Origin of the sequence: Legionella gresilensis (assembly GCF_900639865.1) — a bacterium.
Lineage (GTDB): Bacteria > Pseudomonadota > Gammaproteobacteria > Legionellales > Legionellaceae > Legionella_C > Legionella_C gresilensis.
In genome coordinates this window covers 223245-248623 of the sequence record NZ_CAAAHX010000002.1, presented here as the reverse complement: position 1 = coordinate 248623, position 25379 = coordinate 223245, and the positions used below count along the sequence as shown (strand labels likewise).

Here is a 25379-nt window from a genome sequence, read left to right as displayed (position 1 = left end):
ACAGTTTAATTCTCATGTTATTTACAATTTCGTTTTAATTAAATTTCCATGTAAAAAATGGAAAATTAAAAAAATAACACAAACCGTTTTATGGAATGAAGGTAAATCTAAAATTCATAGAGGGTTAAGATAAATTTAGTGATTAATTTAAGTCCTTTTTAACAAATAAATTTAAAGGTAATCCATTTTTTGAACTCCCGAACTTTATACTTTATAACCTCTCTCATCCAGAATTGTCATTTATTCTACCAGAAGCGCTTGAATTCTATTACTATCACACAGAATTTGCGCCAGAGATAATTCAAGCTGAACTTAAAAAAGAGATGAAAGTTAATTTTGCTTATACTATTGTGAGAGAAAAAAAGGTTATTGAAATATTTTCTTGTAAAAATTCTTTTAAATTTTGGCAAAGTTAAATATTAAATATGAACTAATAATATTTAATAATCTCTACATTTAATTTAAAAAGCCTTTATAAATTTTATTAAACTTCAGTATTAGATATATCACTCTAAATTCTTGAGATTTGTCACATTTAATTTTGATCAATATTGCACCATATTGATCATTTATGTTACAATATAATCATTTTCATACCACAAAAGTGATTAATATGCCTAGATCCACTATTGACAACCAATTTTCTGCTGAGCAACAAAATCCGTTTACTCAATCACAGGAGTTTTACTATTTAAATGGTGATCGTGTTCCTCTAATGATAATCAATCAATCTTATATAGAAAGAATGAACCCAGAAAATAAAACACGGAAATTACGTTTTATTCTTGAAAATGATCGTTATATAAGAATTTATACGAGGAAAGAATATCACAACAACCGTCTATTTTTTGCAGATGGTCAGCTGATTAAAGACAAAAAAATTACTGATACTCACTTTAAAGTATCCCCCACTGATCATTATGTAAAAATTAAGAATGAAGCTGGGAAAGAAGATGAAGTACAGGTGTTTACCCAAAGTCAGCTTGAAAAGCTTGGTATCAGGCCATCAACTAAACTAGCCAAACCTAGAGGGATTATATATTCAAAAAGCGACTCTGATAAAAAGAAATTAAATAATGACTTTTATTCGGAAGTCATAAGACCGTTAAATATTTTAAGTGCACCAAATTTGGTAAGTGGAAATAATTCTTCTCCTCGCAGTGAAAAAGTTAATAAATTAATGCAAGAAGAATTATCAATTGCAAATTCTTGGGATAAAAATAATTTAGACTTAATTGAAACCCTTAGAGACACGAGTGGAGCGCATGATAATGAATCACCCCAAGAAGTTGAGATAGGAGAACAACTACGCAAACGACAAAAATCAAACTTAACATTCTTAGCTTCAGCACCCGATTATCAGTATTGGGATAGTTATGTTTCCTGGGAGATAGCAGCTTCTAATCCTCCACATACTGTTACACCAGAATCTCATGCTACTACATCAAAGGATAACTCTGAGATGTTCGATAAGTTACCTTTAGAGGAAATAGATCCTTGTATATTATCATCAGCAGAGAGTTTACCGCCTCATTTCTTAGCCCCTAGCTTATCGAACTATTCACAAACGACACTTATAAGTCCTGCTGACTCTGAGGCTAGGCCGCCTATACAAAACCAGCCAACACATCATTTAAGACCTAACTTTGTGAACTATTCACAAACAACACTTATGAGCCCTGCTGATTCTGAACCTATGCCGCCTGCTGAGCAAAACCAGGCATCTATCGACAGCAGAAGCTTGCCGTTTGAGAAGCAATTTTTGGAGAGAAGACAAGCTCAGTCAGTAAATTATAATACTTCCCTAGTAAATCGAGGCTTTTTTGCATCTAATCCATCTTCTATAGTGGAAAACCAATTAGAGGGTACAGAGCCTAACTTCTATGGCAACTATGATTGATATTAGTTAGATAAACCCTCTGCTTTAGAGGGTTTAATTTAAAATTAAATCCTCTCTAACAACACTTCAATGTTACCTAGTTTTCTCTAATTTAATTAAAGATAAACCTCGTGTTTCACCTTCTTTAAGAGTTACTTTAATTTTTGTACTAAGAGCAACGGTATTGATATAAAGCAAATAGCGGCCAGCTACTAAACCAGTAGCATAAAACTCACCATTTTCAGTTATTGTTAATGGGATATGTGGTTGTAACCATGGTTCATCTTGATGATTTGCTAATGCAGTTTCAGCGATTAATATAATATTGCCCTCTGGTAAACCAAACCAAGGTGATACTCTACCAATTATTCCTGTTTGCTTATTATGAGATAATTGTTCTAAATTCACGATTGGTATAGGTTGTATTAACTTATTATTGAGTTTAATTCGAGCTGTTTTATACCCTGCTAAATTAAAATTAAGCTCTTGCTTATTAGGATGGCCGACAAAAAAACCATGAGGAAAAATTTTTACATCAGTTGCAACCATCTGCGGTAATTCGGGCCCTTTAATATTAAGTTGACCATAAACTATTGGCAGCTGATGAGTACTAAGTAAATCATAGGCATATTGATCTATTTGTTCAGCTATACTTTGGTCATAATTACGAGCTAACCATATTACCCACTGTTTAAATTGATAACTATCTTCCTTACTTGGGAGAATTAACTCTAAACTAGACCAATGATTATTTTCTTCTCTTAGCACATACGTTTGTGCTAATTCAATTTCTGATAATGGTGAATTCAGATTATATTTCTTTATGAGATTGTCAGCGATTTCTGAAGCGTTTTGTAGCTCTTTAGCGTTTAACCCATTGCGATAGAAATCTAATAAGTTTTCTTTTTGGGGATAAGTTTTAGGTAATAGAGAAGTATAAATATGCTGCCATGCGAGCGCATATACTTTGTTTTGCTTAATAGTTGTACCAAAATAATAATTACGACTAACAGACCATGCTTGATAAAGCAAGTAATCCTTACGTAATAATTGCGCATCTTCGAATGACATTGCTAACACGGGCAATGTCATCCAATAAAGAAAGAAATAAAATAATAATCCCTTATTAATATTTTTCACAATTAATAATCATTAATTAGGTATCCCAGCTGGTAATGAATGATAGGTTGCCTGATAGACCTGTAATGCATCTTCCGCTGCTTTATGCAATCCTAAGGCTTTATTAGCTCGATAAAGAATAATTAATGCTGGCTGAACACTGGGCGCTTGCGGATAGTTTTTAATTAAATAACCCGCTCGTTCTGCGGCAGCAACATATCGGTTACGTTCAAAATAATAATTTGCTGTATTTAATTCACGTTGAGCGAACATGTTTCTTAAATAAATCATGCGTTGCAATGCATTATTTTTATATTTACTTTCTGGAAAACGCTGAACTAACACAGCAAAATCTGCATAAGCTTGCGCTTGGGTTCCGGGTTCACGCCATGATTCATCTAGAGGTAAAATATTAGCAAAAGTACCTCGATTTTGCTGAAAGTTAGCCATTGCCTTCATGTAATAAGCATAATCTACATTTTTAGCGCGTGGATAAAGATGAATAAAGCGTTCGGCAGTGGCTGCGGCCGACGGATAATCTTCTTTCTGATAATAAGCATGGATTAAATCTAATTGGGCTTTCTCAGCATATTCACTGAAAGGATACATGGTTTCTAATGCCTCAAGACGTTTGACTGCAGCACTGTATTCTTTTTTTGCCATTGCTTCTTGTGATTGATCAAAAATTTGCTTGGCAGTCATCCCTTTATAAGGCCCATTATCATCGACTTCATTTCCCCACCATGATACACATGAAGTTAGTAACAGAATTATCAGAGTAAGAGTCAATGCTAAAATACGTTTCATAAAAATACCTGTAAACAGTTAATGCATTCTAATTTAGAGAAAAGCCATTAGACCTCTTTCCAAACTCGCTGCAGTAGCGTTTGGAAAGAGGTCTATTATACTCATCCTCTAACAATTACAAAACCTTATCATTAAAACTTAAATGAAGATTTAACTAAATAGTAAAAGTAACTAATTATTTTAAAAAACTATTTGCAAAGGTGTGGTGGTTGTTATAGTATTCGCGGTGGAGAGATGGCAGAGTGGTCGATTGCGGCGGTCTTGAAAACCGTTGAAGGGCAACCTTCCCAGGGTTCGAATCCCTGTCTCTCCGCCAGAGTAAACCTTCCCCAAATTTTTATTTCATTAAGCCTGTAACCAATTTGCCTTTTCTTTAAATAATTTTTCTAAATCTGCTTCCTTTTTTAAAATTGGACGAGCTAAATTAAATACATCACGTGGCTTTTGATAGTAAACACCTAAAGGAACAGGAAAGTCTGGGTAATTCAGTTGAGCTAGGCGAATGGCATTAATAAAACTGTGAGTTTGGTGAGTGTAGATATCTTCCATTTCATGAGCTTTATAATCAACAATATGCATTTCATTCTCACTGGGAATAAGTGCCCATTGCTCATTAGCACCGAATACTAAAGGCTTGCCTTCAGAAAGTAGAACGGTTTTCTCAGCACGATTAGTTTTCACTGCAAAGCTGTCAAATGCGCCATGATTAAAGATATTGCAATCTTGATAGATTTCTACAAAAGAACATCCTGGATGAGCATAAGCCTGCTTTAAAATAGAAATCAAATGATTTGGATCTTTATCAACAGCTCGAGCTACGAAGCTTGCACCCGCCGCTAGCGCTAATAAAATAGGATTTACTGGTTCATTACTAACACCAGACGGTGACGTTTTTGTAATTTGTCCTTTTTGAGACGTTGGCGAAAACTGACCTTTAGTTAGCCCATAAACTTGATTATTAAACAATAAAATGTTGACGTTAACATTTCTTCTTAAGCAATGAATTAAGTGATTTCCACCAATACTAAGAGCATCACCATCGCCGGTAATAATCCACACCGTTAAATCCTCACGCATGGCTTTTAAACCAGTTGCTACAGCGGGGGCACGGCCATGAATAGTATGAAAACCATATGCGTTCATATAATAAGGTAGACGACCTGCACAACCAATGCCTGAAATGAAGACATGTCGTTCTGGCGGTAAATCTAATTCAGGTAGTAATTTTTGCAATGCTGCTAAAATGGCATAATCACCACAGCCAGGACACCAGCGTACTTCAGCTTTATTTGCAAAATCCTCACGTTTGTAATTGTTGTTCATAATTAAGTTCCATTTTAATGGCTTTCAGCAATGTACTTACAGTAAAGGGCTGACCATTAGACTGACTAATTGAATGTGCATCAATTAAATATTCCGCACGAATAATTTGGCATAATTGCCCTGAATTTAATTCAACAACAAAAACTTTTTTATAACGAGCAAGTAGATTACCTAATTCGTTAGGTAAAGGATTTAAATAACGCAGATGTAATAATGCTAAAGATAACCCTTCCTCCTCTGCCTGCTTAACAGTGGACTTTAGGCTCCCATATGTACTGCCCCACCCAATTAATAAAGTGTTAGCTTGTTCATCACCTTCTATATTTAATGCTGTATATTCTCGAGCAATACCTACTATTTTTTGTGCTCGCAAATTAATCATTTTTTGGTGATTATCCGGGTCATAACTTACTTTACCTTCCTCACCTTCTTTTTCAAGCCCACCTATTTGATGAATATATCCCGGGCTGCCCGGTATATTCCAACTGCGCGCAAAATACTCATCTCGCTGATAAGGTTTAACAAACCGATTAAATTGTATATTAGGAACCTCTATAGCTCCTACATCAGGTATTTTCCAAGGCTCAGCTGCATTAGCTAAATAAGCATCTAATAATACGATAACGGGCGTCATGTAAGACACAGCTATTTTAAATGCTTCAAGGACCGTATTAAAACAATCGGCAGGTGAACGAGCCGCAATTACTGGAAGTGGGGCTTCACCATGACGCCCATACAAAGCTTGCCTTAAATCACTTTGTCCCATCTTCGTAGGCAAACCTGTAGAAGCACCTGCTCTTTGTACATCAATAAGCACTACCGGAAGTTCAGTAACAACAGCAAGCCCTAAGCTTTCACTTTTTAAGTCAAGGCCCGGACCTGATGTACATGTCATTGCCAAACAACCACCAAATGCAGCGCCGAGACAAGCACCCATAGCTGCGATTTCATCTTCTGCTTGCAATAATTGCACACCATAATCAACTAATTTAGCGCATTCATGCAAAATAGCTGAGGAAGGTGTAATTGGATACCCTGCTACTAATAAAGGTGTTTTCGTTTTTACAGCAAGGGTTGCTACCGCAAGGCTAATGGCCTCAACACCAGTGATTTGTCTATATTCACCTTTTTCTCGACTTACCTGGCCAAGCATAAAATGCTGGCGACTTAATTCGAGCGTCATTGCATAATTATAACCGGCAAGCAAAGTTAATTCATTTGCTTGAGCCATTAAGAGATTCGTTTTAAATTTTTTCTTAATAAAAGAAAGACAACTTGCTGTTGGCAAATCAAATAACCATAAAACTAAACCTAGAATATAAAAGTTCTTCGCTTTTTTAGCTTGAGCATGACTTATATCAAACTCTTTTAACGCTTGTAGCGTATAACTGATTAAAGGCAAACTAATGACTTGATAAAGGGATTTTTTATCTTCTAAAAAACTATTTGCAAGCCCTGCTTTTTGCCAATCTTTTTCTTGGAAACTATCTTCATTAATAATTAATAGTCCACCTTGAGACAAATAAGAAATTGAATTTTTTAAAGCGGCAGGATTTAAAGCAACTAAAACATCAAGTTCTTCACCAGCAGTAAAAATGGCTTCCTCTGCCATTGCAAGCTGAAAACCAGAAACACCAGAAACCGTGCCGGCTGGTGCTCTAATTTCGGCAGGAAAATCAGGCAAAGTTCGCACATCACGTCCAGTTAAGGCAGCAGTTATAGTTAACTGCTCACCTAAAAGTTGGACACCGTCACCTGAATCCCCTGTTAAGCGAATAATAATCGCGTCATTCATTGACATAATTTCTAGCTTCCACCATTAGCTGGCGCATATGCCTTACTGCATCCTTTAAACCAGTAAAAAGCGCTCGTGCAATAATGGCATGGCCAATATTTAATTCATGTAATTCGGCAATTGCAGCAATAGGTTTAACATTTTGATAATTTAAACCATGTCCTGCATTAACAATTAAACCGAGTTCTGCTGCATATTTAGCAGCCTCTTTAATTCTAGCTAATTCTTCTTGCTGCAGTGCAGGTGTCGTAGCATCTGCATAAGCACCCGTATGAATTTCAATAACAGGCGCACCTGTTTCAGCAGCTGCATCAATTTGTTTGGTATCTGGATCAATAAATAAAGATACCTCACTACCAAAGCGTTGCAAACGTTTCACAGCTCGAGCTACTAAATCAAAATTACCTCTAACGTCTAAGCCACCTTCCGTAGTAAGTTCAGCACGCTTCTCAGGCACGAAACAAGAATGCTCAGGCAAAATTTCTTCAGCAAAATCTAGCATAGCATCAGTCACTGCTAATTCTAAATTCATTCTAGTTTGCAGTACTTGTTTAATTAATTGTACATCACGCGCTTGAATATGTCGTAGATCTTCACGCATATGCAATGTAATACCATCAGCGCCTGCCTCTTCTGCCTCAATAGCTGCTTGCACAGGATCAGGATAGCGTGTACCGCGTGCTTGCCTAACTGTTGCAATATGATCAATATTAACGCCTAATAAAACTTCTTTCATACTTCACTCACTACTAAAAAAACAACAAACTATATTATGAAACTAATTGGCTTAAATAAGCTATGTTTTTCTGTGAAATTAATAGGTAGAAAGGCTAGCTTTACTCTATGCTAACGTTCCGCGACTTGTTCGCGGAATCTAGGAATCAGCCACATCACTGGATCCTGCGGGCAAGCCGCAGGACGTTGGCCGGGTAAAGGGTGCTACATATATAGAAGTGCCTAGCTCTGTCTTAGATTTTAATTCAAGCCAGGGGCTACCATTCTACTCTTATTTATTTAATGGAGATCTGAATTAAAATTTTTGAATATTAATCCTATCAACTACTTTACGCCTACCTTAAATAAGCTTCTTGAGATTAATCTACGACCGTCTAAAGCATGATTAATGGCTTGACGCATAATATATTTTGCCATTTTCAACTGCTGGGGATGATTTAACTGCCCATTACCAAGCGCTATTATATCACTTCCTAACAGCCCTTCCTTAGCCAAAATAAAACCTTGCCCTGCAACAAAAGTATATTGTTTTTTTACATCAATTAATTCAAATGAATAAGCTTCATGTTCATAAGAAAAGGCATAACCGCAAACTTCTAATAAACGATATTCAAAACGTCGTAATGTTGCTTCAATTTCTAATCGCTCATGACTCGTTGCTAGAACTTGCAATGTATATTCATAATTCTCATAAAAAGTTGGTTGGGACTCAGCGTTATCTAATAAATAAAAAACAAGTTCATTAACATAAAGTCCCGCAAACAAGGCGATCCCTTTCAATATTAAAGGCGCGGCGGTATTCTCTAACTGATTGATATAATTCCATCGCGATCGTGGTTGCTGGTTAACTGATAACCATAAAGGTATAAAAGGTTGGAGGAGAGTCTGTTTATTGGGTAGGCGCCCACCTTTATAAACACAAGAAATTATTCCTTGCTCACAAGAATAAAAAGTAGCCTTAAGACTTGTATCACCTAAAGGTTGCTTATGAAGTAACCAGGCGTTAAGAGAAATATTAGTCATAACCTAATTGTTTTAAGAAACGCTCATTATCAGACCAACCAGACTTTATTTTACACCAGCATTGCAGAAATACTTTTTTACCTAATAATTTTTCAATATCCAATCGTGCCGCTGTAGCAATTTCTTTAAGTTTTTGACCTTTTTCACCAATAATAATAGGCTTGTGATTAGCTTTATCCAACATAATTAAAGCATGAATACGCACTAATTTTTCTTCTTCTTTAAAAGATTCAATTTCAACGGTGGTTGAGTAAGGAATTTCTTGTCCGCAAAGGCGAAATACCTTTTCGCGAATCAATTCTGCACATAAAAAACGAGTAGAACGATCTGTAAACTGATCGTCAGCAAACAAATGCGGTCCTTTTGGCAGAAAATCTTTAAGGCACTTTTGTAATTCTTCAACCTGAGCACCTGTTTTTGCAGATAAGGGAATGATAGCAGCAAACGAATGATAGTGACTTATTTTCTCTATCCAAGGTAATAGCTGACTTTTATCCGCAATTTTATCTATTTTATTAATAGCTAATATACAAGGGACCTCTGCTTGGGCAATTAATTTTAAGACCTTTTCATCTTCCTCTGTCCAATGCGTCCCATCCACTATAAATACAGCCACATCAACATCACGCAATGCACTGCTTGCCGTTTTATTCATGAGGCGGTTAATGGCTTTTTTTTGACTTTGATGAATGCCTGGTGTGTCGACATACACAAATTGATACTCATCAACTGTGTGAATACCTAAAATAGAATGCCTAGTTGTTTGAGGCTTACGAGAAGTAATGCTAACTTTGCACTGTAAAATATGATTAAGTAGCGTTGACTTACCAACATTCGGTCTACCTACTAAAGCAATATAGCCACAATAACTTGTCATTTACTTCCAACCATGTTTATTTTTAAAACATTTTAGCATGTATTGAGTACTTGGTTAAGTCTAATCAATTTTAAAAAAATAGCGCAACTAGCAGGAAACGTTTAAATATTATAGCGTCACCCACTAAGTTTTAGCCAAGGCGCAAGAGTGTACATAGGCGTATTGTACTGCGCTGAATGAGCTTACAACGAAATATAAGGCTTAGGGGGTGGCGCTATAATAGTTATTTTTAATTAAACGCCTAAAGAAAGGTCATAAAATCTTCTGTATTTGAGCATAAAATATAATCGATATATTCATTTAAACTACATTTACGCCCTAACAAAGGACTGTAATACCGGCTTAAATGAATGCAAGCAAAATAAAAAAGCTCATTTAAAGAGCGTTTTCTTTGTTTAGGAATTTGAATATCATCCACAGTCAACCCCCAACTTGAATAAAATGGGAGGCCATAACAGTATACTTTTTTCTTAGCCATTAATGCAAAAAAACCAATTATTGAATTGACTACATAGATCCTTTCTACCTCGTTTAGAAGGGAATAAAGATCATAATCATTAGGCACAAAATGGATATTCTTATATTGTTCTAAATAGGGCTTTAAACTAGTTGGATTTAAATAAGTCTTTTTCCCAGGTATTTTACCAGGTGAATAAATTAAAATATCGCCTTGGTTGCACTCTAAAAGCACTTGGTCAATGAGCTTTTTAAAAGAAGCTTCTTTAATTTTATTTTCAGCCTCTTTATATTCATCAATTAACAAAAACTTAGGTCGACTTTTAGATGCTATAACTTTTGATTTATTTGAGTTTTTATGAGTGACAAAAAAATGACTAGAAACTATTCTGTTTATACAATGTTTTGCCTCATTAGCTTGTTGCTCGGTTAATTCAATTTCACTATTTAATAAATTGTTTAAGCAATTATTTATATTTTTTCCATCATAGAATTCTTTATCATCGATAATAATAGAAGTCCATTTATCGCCAAAATGAATAATTCCCCGCTCAAGATAAATTTTTGGTAAATGTTTTATTGCTTCGCTTGTCAAGGATAGTCGCTTTTCTTTAAACAAGCATTCTAGCTCAGCCCAAAAAATAAACTTCTGTCTTTTAGGCGAAATAATGGTTTTAGCATTTAATAATGGAGCAATGTAATCGAATTGACTATCTTCGTTAGAAAAATAAACAAAATCAATTGGCGGCCCTTCATTGGACAGAATTCGAGTAAGAGGAGGTGGTATTAATTTCAAGGGTTGTTTAACAATTTTTTCAAGTTGCTGATTAATGCGTGTTGTCGCCTGGCCATCAAAGCCATTTAATGAAAATGATTGAATTGCCCATTTAGTAGGCATAGGCCTGTCAAAATGTTTATCTTGCAACCAACTATTTAAAACTGTTTTCAGCTCTTGTTCACTAAAAACACATTTTATACCTGCTCGCTGCCAATCCTCCTTAAAATCAAAATACTTAACTGACAAGGATCGCTTACCCATTAATAATGCTTCAAATAACATCGTACTATTAATGGATACGATCACATCTGCATGATAGATCGCTTCTTCAGGATCAAAACAGTAAGCTGGGTTTGGTGAGTCAATAAAAAAATTAGCTTCTTGCATTTGGTTCAAAATTCGCTTATTACCGATAAGGTAGCCTGTAGGGGGGCAGCGTAAAATAAATTCATAATTTTTTTGTTGGCAATAATCGATCAGTTGCATAATGATATTATGCTGCGCTTGGATTGCCATTTGATGATTGACTTGAAAATCTAAACTTTGAGCAGCAAATAAAATAATAGGTTTGTCCTTATTTAATTTTGCTCGCTGACAAAATTCATTATGTGAGAATTTTGGTTGATAATCATAATATCGATCAAGTTTTGGTGCACCAACAATCTCTATTCGATTTTCAGGATAACCACGACTAGTAAAAATATCTTTTTGTAATTGGCCCCAACACAAAACATAATCGCATAAAGGTGTATTAATATTAGTTATGGGATGAAAATAATATTTGTCACGATTAAAAAATACCGATTCATGCGGAATAAGAATGGTTTGAATTTTTAATTGTTTACACACCTTTATAATTTGACGCTGTAACAATCCATAGTCGAAAGTAAAAATAATCCCTTTTACATGACCTGCAATCGGGTTTAGCCAATTTAATAAGATGTCATTTAATTGATGTTGGCAATGTTGTGTAAAAAAATTAATTTTATTACGACTTTTAATTGTTTTGGTATTAGAGAAAATAGACAAAGGAATTAATTGAAAATTAGTCGCTGAATTATTCAGATAAGTAACCAGCCTATTCGTTAAAGCTTCTATCCATGGTAAATATAAATAACTTGGCTGACTCTGGCACAATTCAATATAAGTTTCATTAGGTTTTTTATGAATTAAACTTGACTGACTAATTAGGTATATTTTTATTTGTCGATGCAAAAACCTTATTAATCGCGCATAATATTTTATAATGGGTAAGCCATTAATTCCTTTCAATAGTTTTTTATTTGCTTTTTTAATTAACATAGCCTTTGCTTGATAAGTCTAAAAATCTTATTTAGTTTTCACATTTACTAAATAGCTATTGCTACTTTGGCTGCTAAAGCTAACTGATAAAGAATAGAAGTCATCATACCTGTCATCTTAATCCCACTTTCAGTTTGCTTAGGTAAAACAATCAGCTGATCACCGCCTTTTAAATCAACTTGACCTGAATGCCAATTATGTTTAACTAATTGCACTTGACCACTTTGTCTAACTAATAAAAATTCTGCTTGATTAGCTGTTTTTTGAAAACCACCAGCGGCATTAATATAATCAATGAGCCTATATTTAGGATTAACCGTAAGTGAGATGGAATTGACAACATCACCACTGACAGTGATTACAGAGGATTTAATAGGAATATTAATCACATCATTATTTTGTAAGATAATTTTATCCCAATGATTTTGATCACCGACAACGACCTGCCCTTTGGTCTCTACCTGTTTTGCCTCTTGCACAAATTTAGTAATTAATTCAGAGCGCGCTTCCTGCAATTTAGCATCATCACCTGTTAATGTTTCGCCAGTCATTGTTTGTCGTTGTAAACGTGAAAGACTAGCATGAAGTGCCTCTTTCTGCTGTTTTGCTACTGAGTCTCGAAACAATTGTAAATTATCTAAATTAGCATTTGATGCAATTGGTAGTGTTTTTACAAATTGAGCTAATGTGGTACCCTGCGTCACGACATATTGATGAGGCCCTTTAACTTGTCCTTTTACAGTAATTAATGTTTGCCGCACTTCTTTATCTGCAACAAAAGTAATTCTATCCCCTGCTTTAATTTTAACAGGTTTGGATTGATGTATTTGCTCATAAATAAACGTAGGCTTCATGCCTTGATTGCGCTGAATACGTACATAAGTTGCAGTAGGCTCAACGTTAGCTAAAGCCATTAATGAAGACAATGGCATCTCTTTCTCTAATAATTCGTATTGATAAGGACTTTTGACATCACCTGCCACCGAAACACTATACTTTTGGGCTCTAACTAAAATTGTATCGCCTTGGTGTAGTTGAAAGGGATTAACATTACCCTTAAAGAGAAAATCATATAAATCAACATGACGCAGAGGCTTGCCATTACGAATTACTGCAATATCCCTAAAGCTGCCTTCATCTAAATTAATACCTCCAGCTGAGCAAAGAAAATAGATAACAGAGTCTGAAGATAGTCCGTCATATAATCCCGGAGAATTTACAAAACCTGCAACATAGACTTGCACGGGTTGCGCTGTAACTAAATCAGCATAGAGATTTACCCCTTTTTTAAAGCTCTTTTTTACATGCTGTTGAATAACATCATTTAATTTTTGATTTTCAATGCCCTCAACTTTTACCGGGCCTACTTCAGGAATAAAAATATTCCCTTGACTATCAACAATCACTTTTTGTGATACTTGGTATGCTCCCCAAATTTGCACATTGACTTCATCGCCAACTGTAAGCCGATACCGCGGATTAAAAAAACGTGCTTGGTGTAATTGCTCGCATTGCCTACCAAATAAGTTGCGGCCAAAAACTGGTAAACGCTGATTGATAACATCACCCATGTGCGTCGTCGATTTTAAATAGATATTTGTTTCCTCATCATCTGCAACATCACCTCCATCATCTGCGCTATTAGAGGAAGCTGAAAATCCTGTAGCTGATAAAGGCTGATTCGTAGTAACTTTGGCCTGCTCAATCGAGGTATTTCTGACTTGTTCCATTGAAGAAAGGATAGGTTCTTGAGCTTTTTTAACTTCCTCAGCAAACGCTATCAAGGGTAAAAAAATTAACACTAATAAGACTAACTTCTTCATTAATCCCCATGCTCCTTAATGATAATGACAGCTACTTTAGCTAAGAGAAATAAAATTGAAAATAAAAGGAATAAGTTAATTAATTCAAAAAATGACATAGATATATTGAGCCTGTCAGGTAAATTAGGTGAATCAAGTTCAAGTAATAAATTTTGATTATGAGATAAATTGATTGCAGCAGTACCAAATGCATGTTTTGCTAATTGATATTTCGTTTGGGTAGATTTAAGTTGAAGGTTAACCCACTTAAAATCAGTCAATATTTTGTTGAGTCTGCTATTTTTTCCCTGTGGCTTCATGCTTTAAAGCTAAATCCATATAAATTTTAACTGTAACCTGAAGCTATTAAATGAATTTAATGGCTAGGTAAAAGACAAATCATGTTAAGTGATTTTAGTCTAATCTGCAAGAAAGTAAATTAGATCTCCACAACCTTTCATGTAAATAGCAAGCTCTCTCTATTCATTTTTACAGCTTAAATATTTAATTTAATTCTCCTATACAATAAAATAATTTGCTTGCCATTCTTTAACTGGTACAGGAATAGACTTCTTCGGAAATTACTAGTGAGGCAAAATGGTCTGTCGAAAAAAGGCTGAAAAGCCCATTGTACATGTAATAAAGTCAACTTAAGGATTTTGTCATTCCCGCCTACGCAGGAATGACAGAGATACTCCTAAGTGTTGCTGCCATTAAGTATGTATGAAGTACATGAGCATCCCCATCTACATGGGGGCAGGCTTTGAAGGCCTTTTTCAAGTGATTAGCCCTCAATGTCAGTTTCCGAAGAAGTCTAATAATTTATCTTTAATAGCTGGATGCAAACCAAACCTCAAATGCCTAATTTAAAAGAAACATTAAACCCCAATTTTATGGAAATAGATTTACAAGTGCGTCCGTTAAACCATGGCGTAGGAGCAACATTTATTGGCTCTGTTAACGGCGCTCAGGCAGGTACAGTGATCTTTGGGTATTATAATATGGATTACCGCCTTCCTAATGGCGATTACCTGCGCATTATTGCTAATCATAATAAATCAATTCCTCAAATTTTACTGTTTACCCATGACCCACAAAAATTAAAACACCTTCCTGGTAGTCGGCAAGCTTCTTTAGTTGCTGAATGTATGAGGCAATTAAATAGCTATTTAGGCCGCTCAAACAGCTATACAAAACCGCGTCATCTACATCAAGAAAAAAAATATCAGTTTGCTAAACAATGTCTCCTTTCACTTACAGAATTACTTGAAGAAGAGCGAAATCTGTCAACTCATGATTGGATAGGACAAGAAAAACTTCGCACGCAAGTAATATCGCTTATTGAGCAGTGCCGTAATCAAAACAGGTTGCTCGCTAACAGTCCTATCGTCTCTGAAGGTTACTTAGGCAGTGTTCTATACAAAGCTAAGCAAACAGCACAGCACTATCAGTTTAATCGTGTCTTTCCCGTTTCAAGAATAGATCAATTAGATTTTACAGAAGTAGCAAACAACTTTAGGGCAGATAAGAAGCCTTGTTTTGTTTGGGATAGTGAAATTCATATTAAGCAAGATGAGCAAGAGCTTAATAATACCTTACGGGTAATTTCAGAGCTTTATGGATTTATATTGCCCTCCTCCCTTTATAATATTCCTGCTAATCGATTTGAACGGCTAGGGGCCTTTTTTAGTAAGCTTTATAAAGAAGCTAGACAATTAGCGAATCATCTATCGAAAGCTCAACCTATTCATGAAAAACAAGTTTGGACACGTAGTGATGGCTTAACCTTGACCACGATTAAGCCATATTATCGTTTTAAGGGGTTGAACCAAGCAGGCCACTCGACCTTGGAAAGGTTAATTAATAGTCTTACTCACTTAAATCAACCAGGTTATGTTACTAACTCAAAAGAGCAAGCTTATAAAATCTTAACTACAAAAGCTAATGGTCATTGGGTTCATTTACCTCACGAAAACCAGGTTATTATTCGAATTAGAAATAATATGATTGCGTTGCGTTATTTTAAAGAAAATGAGTTGTTTTACCCTATGCCTAGCGGTGAAGATTTAGTGACGTTAAGTCACTTATCAAAGAAACATCTTTTTTTGCCAGAAAAAATAAATTTACAATTTAAAGCTTTTCTTTCCAGTATTCCTAGGTTTTTCAAATATATTTTTAATAACCTAACTCTGTTCTTTAAAGATTTGCATAATGACTTTGTTAAACACATTCATAGTGAACATCCTGCTAAGAAAGAGCAAAGTGTCATAGAAAAACCGGCTTTTTTAAAATCGATTGTAGATATTATGATTGGACATGGGCTATTAAAAAATGGGCAATCATTAGAAGAATTTATTAAAGAACACATTAGCAATAATAATTATATTATTGTCAGAGAAGAGCATGCTCCTCATTTAACTTTTTATACTAACCCACTACATAAAGTTCTTAATATAGCACGTCACTTTGCAATGTTTTTTGTTAGTAAAAGCGAAGAAAATCCGCTTATCGGCTCATTAGCTATGCTTGCTTATCTTTATGGCGGCGGTGCGATTATTGCACCTGAAGCTTTAAAAACCATATTACTTAAACTGCATCTAAAGGGTTTAATTGCAGGTATTGAGCCTACCCAAAAGCTTGGAAAATGGATGAGCCATGGGACAATTTCTGAGGCTATTTCTGCAGCAGTTATTTACTGGCAAGGCATAATGGTTTCTGGGAATCTAGATGATTTTTTTATTCAAGCAGTTACAGCGTTACGTGATAATCCTGCTGAAATTGCTATCATCCTAGCTCTGGCTTTAGGATTAGGTTATGGGTTATGTAAAGCCATTCCTGCTTTACAAAAAGAAATGGGGCCGCATCCAGAAATTAATTATTTAGCTTTAGGCGCTAAAGGTGGCGCCGCTATTTATGATACTGTTATGCATCCAGGCGACGATTGGTTATTAGGTAGCATTAAATGGTTTTTTAAAGGCATTGCAACGCTAGGCAAAATAATATTAAGTCCACTTATTGAAGCGCATTATTATGGTTATCCTGGCTTTTTAACTGGTATTAAAAAAAGTGCCCAATTATCTATATTGTTTTTAAAACAAATGGGCGTTGCAATACTTGATTTATTACTCTCTTTATCTACTGTTTTTTTCTTAGAAATAGGAACAATGTTAATTCACGTTCCATTTCGGGGTTTAACTAATTTTTTTAGTCGCTCTTTCGGAATACTGGGTGAATTAAAATCTATTGGAGAGGCCTTTATTGCTTTTGCTAAACGGCCAGGAAACCAGAATTTTTTAGCGGGATTAAGACTGATGCCGCTTTATGGCTATACTAATCCTCTCGGTACTTATAGTAAAAATCCTTTTTTAAATTTCTTAATGAATAGTTTTTGGTTAATCACCCTACCGCTTTTTCAAACCTGTAAAAATTTTATTTTTCTACCTTGTATTGATGCTTTTTTTATCCTTACTCGCCTCTCCTTAACTATTTTGAATCCTTTAAGCCGCTTTGTAGCTTATCCTTTAGGATTAATTATTCTAGCTATGGCTTCTATTTGGGATGACACAATAGGGCCTGTATTTCGCTTATCCGCCAAGACAATTACCCAGAGTAGTAATTGGATTGAGCAACAGTTTGGCTGGGTTAAGCAGTTATTTTTAAGCAAGGTTCAAATTTGTCGGCAGTATTTATATTACCGGGTCTTTGCTGAGGACGATAAAAAGCTTTTTCAAGCCTATAAGGATAGTGATTATTTTCTTGAAAGTCCCATTCGTATTGACCAGCTTGAGTATACAGCCTCGAATAATAGCCAACGTTTTCTTAATGTATTGTTAAACACTATTTCTCCATCTGAGCCCATTTTATCAGATCCTTTACCATCATCAGCAAAGGAAGTACATCATCCTGCTTTATTTGTAAAACAGGGGCAGCAGCATAATCAGATCACGTCTTTAAATGAAACAAAATTCTCTATTTAGCTTTAAATATTAATTTAGATAACAACTATTTAAAATCATAAGGGGTCGTGAAGAGTAAAGAGATAAAAGGTGAAGAGTTAGCAACATATATTGAAGTATTTTATCTAATTTTAACGAAAGTATCGTTGATTTATCAAAGGATTTAGGTAATTCTTATCCAAAGATACAGCCTATGCAAGAGCTCTAAGGCAAGGAATTAAACATGATAAGGGTTAAAAGTCTAAATAGAGGGTTTACCTTAATTGAATTAATGATTGTGGTTGTTATTGCAGCTATATTAGCAGCGATTGCTTATCCTAGTTATCGTGATTATGTTACTCGCAGCAGGCGTGCTGATGGGCAAGCTGCTTTACTTGATTTAGCAAGTCGCATGGAGCGATACTACACTCAGCAAAATACTTATCAAACAGCAACAATAGGTACCGGTAATGCAACTGATGTAAGAGGAACTAATTTATCTCCTGATCAATGGTATACTTTATCAATTACAGCGCAAACACCTTCTAGTTACACTCTACAAGCTGTACCGAATAATCAGCAGGCAACTAATGATAGTCGTTGCCAAACCTTAACTTTAAATAGCTTAGGTGTGAAAGGTATTACTGCTGGCCCCGGAGGTGCACCAACAGGGCCTGCCTCTAGATGTTGGTAAGTTAACTTAAAATTTGTTTTATAAATAACCAATAAGGCTTCCAACGAAACAATTACTTCGGTATAATTATATTAGAACATGAATAGGTTTAGCTATGTCGACTAAATTAAAGCAATTAACGCGGCTTCTTGCAGATTCTCTCCATGCTTTTACAGATAAAGCAGGATTAACTTCAAGTATAGAATTAGAAGAACCCACAGGGCCAAATAATGCTATTTTATACGATTTTCTTGTAAAAACCCTACAGGAACGAGCAAGTCGTGAATCCTCTTCAAATGAAAATACCCTCTCAGGAGAAGCAAATAAACTTTTAGAAGAATTAGGAGATTTAGCGCAGCGTGGTTTGAAAGATGCCAAAGATGTCATGAAATTTTTGGAATCTAAGGCTGGCGAAACCTTACGGGAGGAAATTATAGCGGAGTGCATTAAGGAAATTGATGAAGAAGAAAACATACAGCAAGAAATGAGGGAACAACAAGAACGCCGCCACCATATATTAGCTTATTTGCTTCATAAACTGGCTAATAGAAAAAGTGAGCATTATAAGAGAATTTGTGAGTATGCTCAAGAACAAATTGAAAAACTGCTTAAGCATGAAGAAGATGTACAAAAACTTCTTAACACTGAAGATCCTATTGAATTAAAAGAAACCTTAGAATTAGCTGAAAAAATTATAGAAAAAACTCAAAAAGAGCTAAAGAGCAAAGAGGAAGAGATAGCTTTAATTAACAAAGAACTTGCAAAGATTGACGAGTATAAAGACACCATTGATAAGCGCTATGCCGCATTTGAAACTGGCCTAGATGAAGTTAATCAATTTGAATTACAAGATACAGCTGATCCTGGCAATACCGAAGCGATTAAAGCTAATATTGCAAGCCGTATAAATCAAATTGACGGTCAATTACAGGAACAAACGTTAAAGATTGATACATTACTTGCTAGTAAAGACCCTGCTGATGAAAAAAAGGCCATGGACCTAATGCATGAGCATAATAAATTGCATATGCAACGCGCCATGCTAAAAGATATGCTTGACGTATATGAAGGCAAGAAAAAACTTTACGATGTAGATGGTAATGAAACAAGGTCATTTGACAAAGCTACTTACATTTTAAGGCCTGATCAAGAGTTTATTAAGGAGAATAATACGTTCCTTCTAGTTGATAAACATACGGATTATAAAAACGAAAATTGGAAAGAAAAAGCTGCTGCAGAATTTATTAAACGTAAACCCGAGTTAGTAGTCATTCCTGGTCTTGTTAAAGAAAACAAGGAAGCAGAAAATAAATTTCATCAAGAACGAGCAATCAACGCAACCAGCACTCGGGGAAGGCAAAATACGCTTAACCAAGAAATTAGTCAGTTAAAGAATCAAATTTCCCATTTACAGGCGACAAAGGCAAGTATTGAAGCTGAGTTACGTAGACCTAATCACGATTTAAAGAAAGCACAGCGCATGCAATCTTCAAGACCTAGTGATTCACATGTACCACTACAATCTATCCTTGGCCGCGCCGTAACTAACGATATCGAAACAACAAGAAAACAAGATTATCAAAGACAGCAAATTTATACACCCACAATGGCACCAAAGATGTAAGCTATAGGCTTTAGACAAAACGCAAGAGAGTGAGGCGAAGGCGTATAACTAAGTACAGGTCTGGCCCGAACAAACTTGCAATATAATATAAACTTTAGTGGGTAGCGCTATATCTTCGCTAGGTGAATTTAATTTTTTCATTCCTTAAAGAAGAATGAATAAGAAAAATTATTTATGATAATCAAGATAATCTAATTGCTTCAGATACTTGCTAAGAAGCGCTAACTCTTCTACCATAAGTGCATTGCCGTTTGATCATGAAGAGTATAATGACTGATAAATTATTTAACACACAAACAATTATTGTGACGCTAGATGTTGATGCATTACTTTTTAATAGACTTCAACAAGTTGCCCAAGCTGGTTTCTCCGCTGTTGAAATCAATACCCATGATGAAACTTTACTAAAATCTATCCTGCAACAATTCCCAAAATTACGTATCGGTGCAGCTAATATTATTAATACGCAACAATTAGAGAATTGCTATCAAGCAGGTGTTCATTTTGTTTCCAGCCCTGGATTTTTACCAGCCATTGCTCAAACTGCTTCAATTTACTCAATTAATTATTTACCAGGGGTTGCTACAATCTCTGAAGCAATGCAAGTTATGGCTTTAGGTTATTATCAAGTACGTCCATATCCCTCAACGCTATCTTTTTGCGTGCTATTAAATAGATGCTTACCTATGTTACGTTTATTTCCAATAGAAGTTGAGTGGGATGAGGCTGAGCATTATTTATCTTTACCTTCAGTAGATGCAGTCAGTATTTTAAATCCAGAGGCTACACAATTAAACACGCTGTCGACAGCTATTTTTGCTTAAATCGAGTAATAATAGAAAAGCGCCTATACAAATGGCGCTATCTGCTATATTAAATACAGGCCAATAAAAATTTTTATAATAGACTTGAATAAAATCAACGACATAACCTACAATGGCTCGATCGTATAAATTTCCTATGGCGCCACCTAAAACTAGGCTTATACCTGTTAATTGTAGTTTTAAGTGCTTAGGCGTTCGTAAAAGCCATATTAATAACACAGCGCTCATTACTAAGCTAAATATGGCAAATAACCAACGTTGCCATCCACCTGCATTGCTTAAAAAGCTAAATGCAGCGCCTGTATTATATGCCAAGGTGAAATTAACCATTGGCAATAAAGGTTCAGGTTGATAAGGCAGAAGTTGGGTTGCAGCCCAGAACTTAGAAAGTTGATCAATACAAATAACTAATAGACTTAAAAGTAACCAGGGCCATTTTTTCATGCGAAGTATCTAACCTCATCCTTTCCAGTTATATTGTTTATACAGCGGTTGCATAAATCAGGATACTCCGGATTTAAACCAATGTCATCTGATCGATGCCAACAACGTGCACATTTTTCCATTTCACTTGCTTTAACAGCAATGGCTAAATCTAATTCCGTATTGATGTTAATTTCAGCTGGCTTATCATTTAAGGGTTTAACAAGCGCTGAAGAAGTAATTAATAAAAAGCGTAACTCTTCACCTAGTTGAGTTAATTGCTCTGCTAAATCTGGGCTTGCATAAAGTGTTACTTCAGCTGCTAAGGCTGAACCAATAATACCTTGTTGACGTTGAGCTTCTAACGCTTTATTAACTTCATTGCGAACATTTTGCAAACGTTGCCATAAGATCATATCGACATTGTTAATTTCAGGCCAGGCTGTGTACCAAGTTTCTAAGAAAACTGATCCTATCGTTTGACCAGGAATACATTGCCATATCTCTTCTGCTGTAAAAGAAAGAATAGGAGCAAGCCAACGCGTTAAAGCTTGTACAATATGATACATAGCTGTTTGGCAAGAACGACGTGCCAAACTGTTTTTAGGGGTAGTATATTGCCTGTCTTTAATCACATCTAAATAAAAGCTACCCATATCTACAGCGCAGAAATTATGAATTTTTTGGTAAATAATATGAAAATTGTATTGCCTGTAAGCAGTTAAAATCTCTTCTTGTAATATTTGGGTTCGCTTAATAGCCCAACTATCAAGGGCTACTAATTGTTCCGGCGCTATAAGGTGATTTTCTGGTTCAAAATCAACTAAATTAGCTAATAAGAACCTTGCTGTATTACGAATCCGTCTATAAGCGTCGCTAGTACGTTTGATAATTTCTTCAGAAATACTTACTTCATTGCGATAATCGGTTGAGGATACCCATAATCGTAATACATCCGCACCGTATTGGTTAATTAATTTATCTAAAGAAACATAATTACCTTTTGATTTAGAAAGTTTTTTACCTTCCGAATCAACCGTATAACCATGTGTTAAGACAGTTTTATAAGGTGCATGGCCATACATTGCAACTGCTGTCGTTAATGATGAATTAAACCAACCACGGTGTTGATCTGAACCTTCAAAATAAACATCAGCTGGTAAGCCTAATGCTTGATTTTGCAGCAAAACACTGTAATGAGAAATACCCGAATCAAACCATACATCTAAGGTATCATTTAATTTATCATAATCATTAGCATCTTGGCCTAAAAGCTCCTCAGAGTTTAAAGCAAACCAAGCTTCGATACCCTCTTTTTCTACCCGTTTAGCGACTTTTTCTAGTAATTCTAAAGTATTGGGATGTAGCTGCCGGGTTGCTTTATGAACAAATAAAGGAATAGGCGTTCCCCAGGCTCTTTGCCGAGATATACACCAATCAGGTCTGTTCTCGACCATATTGGTAATACGTGGTTTGCCCCACTCAGGAACCCAATTAACTTGTTCTATTTCCTTTAAAATATGTTGTCTTAAGCCATTTTGATCCATAGAGATAAACCATTGCGGCGTGGCTAAAAAAATCATCGGAGTTTTATGGCGCCAGCAATGAGGATAACTATGAATGATCTGTGTCTTATGGAGAAGACTATTTCTTTCGCTAAGAAGTTCAATTATCGGTTCATTTGCTTTTAATACGGACAGGCCGCCAAAGTACTGAACATCTCCTGTGTAACAGCCATTACCCATTACAGGATTTACTAAAGGTAAATTAAAGGCTTGCCCTACTGTATAGTCGTCAACGCCATGGGCAGGCGCAGTATGGACACAACCTGTACCTGATTCAGTAGTAACATGTTCGCCTGTGATAATAGGTACGAGTCGTTCATAAAAAGGATGTTGTAACTTTAGATGAGTAAAACTTTTACCCTGTAGCTTGCCATAAGATTGATAATTTAAAAATCCATAGCGACTCATTACTTGTTCAACTAACTCTTCTACAATTAAAAAATAATGTTCACCGTTATCAACTAAACTATAATTTAACTTAGGATTTAACGTTACAGCTTCATTTGCTGGCAAAGTCCAAGGCGTTGTAGTCCAAATAGGAACTATAACAGGTTTAATTGAGAGTGTTTTTCCAAATAGACTAATAAATTCATTTGGATCATTTGCATAAAATGCAACATCAATGGAGAATGATGTTTTATCTTCATAATCTACTTCAGCTTCAGCAAGAGCAGAACCACAATCAATACACCAATGAACTGGTTTAAAACCCTGCTGTAAATGACCATTTTCAATAATTTTACCTAATGCTCGAATAATATTCGCTTCATAATTGTAATTGTAAGTTGCATAGGGTTCATGCCAATCACCGAAAACACCTAAACGTTTAAATTCTTCTCTCTGTATATTAATCTGGCTTTCGGCATATTGGCGGCATTTAATTCGAAATTCTTTAGCGTCTACTTTTACGCCAGCCTTTCCTATTTTTTTCTCTACATTCAATTCGATGGGTAAACCATGGCAATCCCAGCCGGGCACAAAAGGTGCATCAAAACCACTTAAGGTTTTTGATTTAACAATAATATCCTTTAAAATTTTATTTAAAGCATGTCCGCAGTGCAGATGACCATTAGCATAAGGTGGGCCGTCATGAAGGATAAAATGCTCGCCGTTAGCTCGTATTTGTCTAATTTTTTTATAAATATTAATTGAATCCCATGTCTTCAAAAACTGAGGTTCACGCTGCGCAAGGTTAGCCTTCATGGGGAAAGCTGTATGAGGTAAATTAAGGGTATCTTTATACTCTGCCATTCTATAACTACTCGATATAAATTAAATAATATTATAATATTTAAACAACTAAATCATTAAAATAACACTTTGCCTCTTTAACATCATAGTGTATTTGTTGAACTAAGTCTTCAATAGAAGAAAACTTAACTTCGTCACGTAATTTATGTAAAAAAATAACTTTTAGCATTTTGCCATATAAATTACCATTAAAATTAAATAAATGTACTTCTAATACATTCCGTTTACCATCGACTGTTGGTCTACATCCTAAATTAGCAATACCATTTATTATTTGACCGTTTTCATGTTGGACTTGAACACAAAAAACGCCAGTGAAAGGTAAAGTTAAACGTTTTAAATTTAGGTTTGCTGTAGGAATACCCCACTCACGCCCTCGTTTCTGTCCTTCAATAACCCTGCCACAAAAACTATATGGCCTACCCAGCATGTCTTGTGCCTCTGTTAACTGGTTTTGCGAAAGTAAATTCCTAATTTTTGTTGAACTTATACGCTGACCATCTAAAACATAATTGGAGAATATATCGATCACACAATCAGAGTTTTTAGCCATACTAGTTAGTAAATTAATGTCTCCTTGCCTACCCCGGCCAAAACGAAAATCTTCACCAACCAAAAGATATTTAGCGTGTAGTAGAGAAAAAAAATAAGTTTGTGCAAAATCAGTCGCTAACATATTTGCTAATTTTTGATTAAATCTGAGGCAATAAAGATAATCAATTTGTACTTTTTGTAGGATTTCTATTTTTTCTCTTAAATTAGTAAGGCGTGCTGGCGCTTTTTCCTTACAAAAAAACTCACCAGGTTGAGGCTCAAATATTAAAACGATAGAAGGCAGCTTAAGTTTTAGAGCTTCAGCTTTAAGCTTTGCCAAAAGGGCTTGGTGCCCTAAATGCACACCGTCAAAATTTCCTATTGTCGCTACAGCTCCTGCTTTAAAGGCAGTTACTGAGTCTAAACCACGCAACAGCTTCATATGCTCTTTAAATATAAAAGGTTGAATTATACCTAGTTTGTATAGGTTTACGATATATACTATAAAGTTCTAGGACTCAATAAGTATATAGCCTGCACTTCATGACAAAAAAATTATTTTTACCATTGAATACTTAACTATTGAAGCTTAAATAACTGATACGCTTTCTTGACGACATAAAAGAATTTAACCTTTTATGTCGAAATTTAATA

Annotated in this window: 18 protein-coding genes and 1 tRNA gene; 6 read left to right on the top strand and 13 right to left on the bottom strand. The window is 35.3% G+C overall.

All coding sequences use genetic code 11. The features are described from left to right. Positions 1 to 613: 613 nt before the first annotated feature. Positions 614 to 1900 (top strand): hypothetical protein, encoded by a 1287-nt coding sequence (locus tag E1P04_RS02910; protein WP_131781421.1) that lies wholly within the window; start codon positions 614 to 616, stop codon positions 1898 to 1900. Positions 1901 to 1972: 72 nt separating this feature from the next. Here E1P04_RS02910 and E1P04_RS02905 read toward each other — a convergent pair whose 3' ends face one another. Both E1P04_RS02905 and E1P04_RS02900 read right to left on the bottom strand, forming a co-directional pair. Further along, entirely contained in the window at positions 1973 to 3019 is a 1047-nt protein-coding gene (locus E1P04_RS02905) for a hypothetical protein (protein WP_131781420.1), read from the bottom strand. Between the two features lie 12 nt (positions 3020 to 3031). After that, positions 3032 to 3805, bottom strand: a complete 774-nt coding sequence (locus E1P04_RS02900) for an outer membrane protein assembly factor BamD (protein ID WP_131781419.1) — start codon at positions 3803 to 3805, stop codon at positions 3032 to 3034. A 228-nt stretch (positions 3806 to 4033) separates the two neighbouring features. On the opposite strand from E1P04_RS02900, the gene E1P04_RS02895 reads away from it, so the two are divergent. Then, a tRNA-Ser gene (locus tag E1P04_RS02895) sits at positions 4034 to 4121 on the top strand. A 29-nt stretch (positions 4122 to 4150) separates the two neighbouring features. Here the strand turns inward: E1P04_RS02895 and E1P04_RS02890 are convergent. The 8 genes from E1P04_RS02890 to E1P04_RS02855 form a co-directional block, all read right to left on the bottom strand. After that, positions 4151 to 5128: a 2-oxoacid:ferredoxin oxidoreductase subunit beta gene (locus E1P04_RS02890; RefSeq protein ID WP_131781418.1), complete on the bottom strand. Its 978-nt coding sequence runs from the start codon at positions 5126 to 5128 to the stop codon at positions 4151 to 4153. Next, positions 5106 to 6929, bottom strand: a complete 1824-nt coding sequence (locus E1P04_RS02885; RefSeq protein WP_131781417.1) for a 2-oxoacid:acceptor oxidoreductase subunit alpha — start codon at positions 6927 to 6929, stop codon at positions 5106 to 5108. The genes E1P04_RS02890 and E1P04_RS02885 overlap by 23 nt, the downstream gene beginning before the upstream one ends. After that, entirely contained in the window at positions 6916 to 7659 is a 744-nt protein-coding gene (pdxJ, locus tag E1P04_RS02880) for a pyridoxine 5'-phosphate synthase (protein WP_131781416.1), read from the bottom strand. The genes E1P04_RS02885 and pdxJ overlap by 14 nt, the downstream gene beginning before the upstream one ends. A gap of 323 nt (positions 7660 to 7982) precedes the next feature. Further along, complete coding sequence (gene recO / locus E1P04_RS02875; protein WP_131781415.1) at positions 7983 to 8681, bottom strand: DNA repair protein RecO; 699 nt, start codon at positions 8679 to 8681, stop codon at positions 7983 to 7985. Next, positions 8674 to 9558, bottom strand: coding sequence for a GTPase Era (gene era / locus E1P04_RS02870; protein WP_131781414.1), 885 nt, complete (start codon positions 9556 to 9558; stop codon positions 8674 to 8676). Before era ends, recO begins: the two co-directional genes overlap by 8 nt. Before the next feature lie 241 nt (positions 9559 to 9799). Beyond that, complete coding sequence (locus E1P04_RS02865; protein WP_131781413.1) at positions 9800 to 12094, bottom strand: capsular polysaccharide export protein, LipB/KpsS family; 2295 nt, start codon at positions 12092 to 12094, stop codon at positions 9800 to 9802. Between the two features lie 47 nt (positions 12095 to 12141). Next, on the bottom strand, positions 12142 to 13917 hold the full coding sequence (locus tag E1P04_RS02860; RefSeq protein ID WP_131781412.1) for a polysaccharide biosynthesis/export family protein: 1776 nt from the start codon (positions 13915 to 13917) through the stop codon (positions 12142 to 12144). Next, the gene (locus tag E1P04_RS02855; RefSeq protein WP_131781411.1) at positions 13917 to 14216 is read right to left on the bottom strand and encodes a hypothetical protein; all 300 of its coding nucleotides are present in this window, start codon (positions 14214 to 14216) and stop codon (positions 13917 to 13919) included. The genes E1P04_RS02860 and E1P04_RS02855 overlap by 1 nt, the downstream gene beginning before the upstream one ends. A gap of 519 nt (positions 14217 to 14735) precedes the next feature. Here E1P04_RS02855 and E1P04_RS02850 point away from each other — a divergent pair. From E1P04_RS02850 to E1P04_RS02835, 4 genes are all read left to right on the top strand, one after another. Continuing rightward, positions 14736 to 17873 (top strand): hypothetical protein, encoded by a 3138-nt coding sequence (locus E1P04_RS02850; protein WP_131781410.1) that lies wholly within the window; start codon positions 14736 to 14738, stop codon positions 17871 to 17873. 202 nt (positions 17874 to 18075) lie between these two features. Next, complete coding sequence (locus E1P04_RS02845; protein WP_131781409.1) at positions 18076 to 18525, top strand: type IV pilin protein; 450 nt, start codon at positions 18076 to 18078, stop codon at positions 18523 to 18525. Between the two features lie 94 nt (positions 18526 to 18619). After that, positions 18620 to 20128 carry a hypothetical protein gene (locus E1P04_RS02840; protein ID WP_131781408.1) on the top strand — a complete coding sequence of 503 codons (1509 nt, stop codon included), beginning with the start codon at positions 18620 to 18622 and terminating at the stop codon, positions 20126 to 20128. 266 nt (positions 20129 to 20394) lie between these two features. Further along, on the top strand, positions 20395 to 20952 hold the full coding sequence (locus tag E1P04_RS02835) for a beta/alpha barrel domain-containing protein (protein ID WP_131781559.1): 558 nt from the start codon (positions 20395 to 20397) through the stop codon (positions 20950 to 20952). Here E1P04_RS02835 and lspA read toward each other — a convergent pair. The 3 genes from lspA to ribF are packed head-to-tail and all read right to left on the bottom strand — an operon-like array spanning position 20920 to position 25167. Continuing rightward, positions 20920 to 21396 (bottom strand): signal peptidase II, encoded by a 477-nt coding sequence (lspA, locus tag E1P04_RS02830; RefSeq protein WP_131781407.1) that lies wholly within the window; start codon positions 21394 to 21396, stop codon positions 20920 to 20922. The genes E1P04_RS02835 and lspA overlap by 33 nt on opposite strands. Further along, entirely contained in the window at positions 21393 to 24191 is a 2799-nt protein-coding gene (gene ileS / locus E1P04_RS02825) for an isoleucine--tRNA ligase (RefSeq protein WP_131781406.1), read from the bottom strand. The genes lspA and ileS overlap by 4 nt, the downstream gene beginning before the upstream one ends. A 40-nt stretch (positions 24192 to 24231) precedes the next feature. Then, positions 24232 to 25167, bottom strand: coding sequence for a bifunctional riboflavin kinase/FAD synthetase (gene ribF / locus E1P04_RS02820; protein WP_131781405.1), 936 nt, complete (start codon positions 25165 to 25167; stop codon positions 24232 to 24234). Positions 25168 to 25379 lie beyond the last annotated feature (212 nt).

Excerpts from the sequence above, each read along its gene's own strand:
- E1P04_RS02910 (WP_131781421.1), top strand. The coding sequence starts at position 614 with ATGCCTAGATCCACTATTGACAACCAATTTTCTGCTGAGCAACAAAAT.
- E1P04_RS02900 (WP_131781419.1), bottom strand. The coding sequence starts at position 3,805 with ATGAAACGTATTTTAGCATTGACTCTTACTCTGATAATTCTGTTACTA.
- E1P04_RS02890 (WP_131781418.1), bottom strand. The coding sequence starts at position 5,128 with ATGAACAACAATTACAAACGTGAGGATTTTGCAAATAAAGCTGAAGTA.
- E1P04_RS02885 (WP_131781417.1), bottom strand. The coding sequence starts at position 6,929 with ATGTCAATGAATGACGCGATTATTATTCGCTTAACAGGGGATTCAGGT.
- pdxJ (WP_131781416.1), bottom strand. The coding sequence starts at position 7,659 with ATGAAAGAAGTTTTATTAGGCGTTAATATTGATCATATTGCAACAGTT.
- recO (WP_131781415.1), bottom strand. The coding sequence starts at position 8,681 with ATGACTAATATTTCTCTTAACGCCTGGTTACTTCATAAGCAACCTTTA.
- era (WP_131781414.1), bottom strand. The coding sequence starts at position 9,558 with ATGACAAGTTATTGTGGCTATATTGCTTTAGTAGGTAGACCGAATGTT.
- E1P04_RS02865 (WP_131781413.1), bottom strand. The coding sequence starts at position 12,094 with ATGTTAATTAAAAAAGCAAATAAAAAACTATTGAAAGGAATTAATGGC.
- E1P04_RS02860 (WP_131781412.1), bottom strand. The coding sequence starts at position 13,917 with ATGAAGAAGTTAGTCTTATTAGTGTTAATTTTTTTACCCTTGATAGCG.
- E1P04_RS02855 (WP_131781411.1), bottom strand. The coding sequence starts at position 14,216 with ATGAAGCCACAGGGAAAAAATAGCAGACTCAACAAAATATTGACTGAT.
- E1P04_RS02850 (WP_131781410.1), top strand. The coding sequence starts at position 14,736 with ATGCAAACCAAACCTCAAATGCCTAATTTAAAAGAAACATTAAACCCC.
- E1P04_RS02845 (WP_131781409.1), top strand. The coding sequence starts at position 18,076 with ATGATAAGGGTTAAAAGTCTAAATAGAGGGTTTACCTTAATTGAATTA.
- E1P04_RS02840 (WP_131781408.1), top strand. The coding sequence starts at position 18,620 with ATGTCGACTAAATTAAAGCAATTAACGCGGCTTCTTGCAGATTCTCTC.
- lspA (WP_131781407.1), bottom strand. The coding sequence starts at position 21,396 with ATGAAAAAATGGCCCTGGTTACTTTTAAGTCTATTAGTTATTTGTATT.
- ileS (WP_131781406.1), bottom strand. The coding sequence starts at position 24,191 with ATGGCAGAGTATAAAGATACCCTTAATTTACCTCATACAGCTTTCCCC.
- ribF (WP_131781405.1), bottom strand. The coding sequence starts at position 25,167 with ATGAAGCTGTTGCGTGGTTTAGACTCAGTAACTGCCTTTAAAGCAGGA.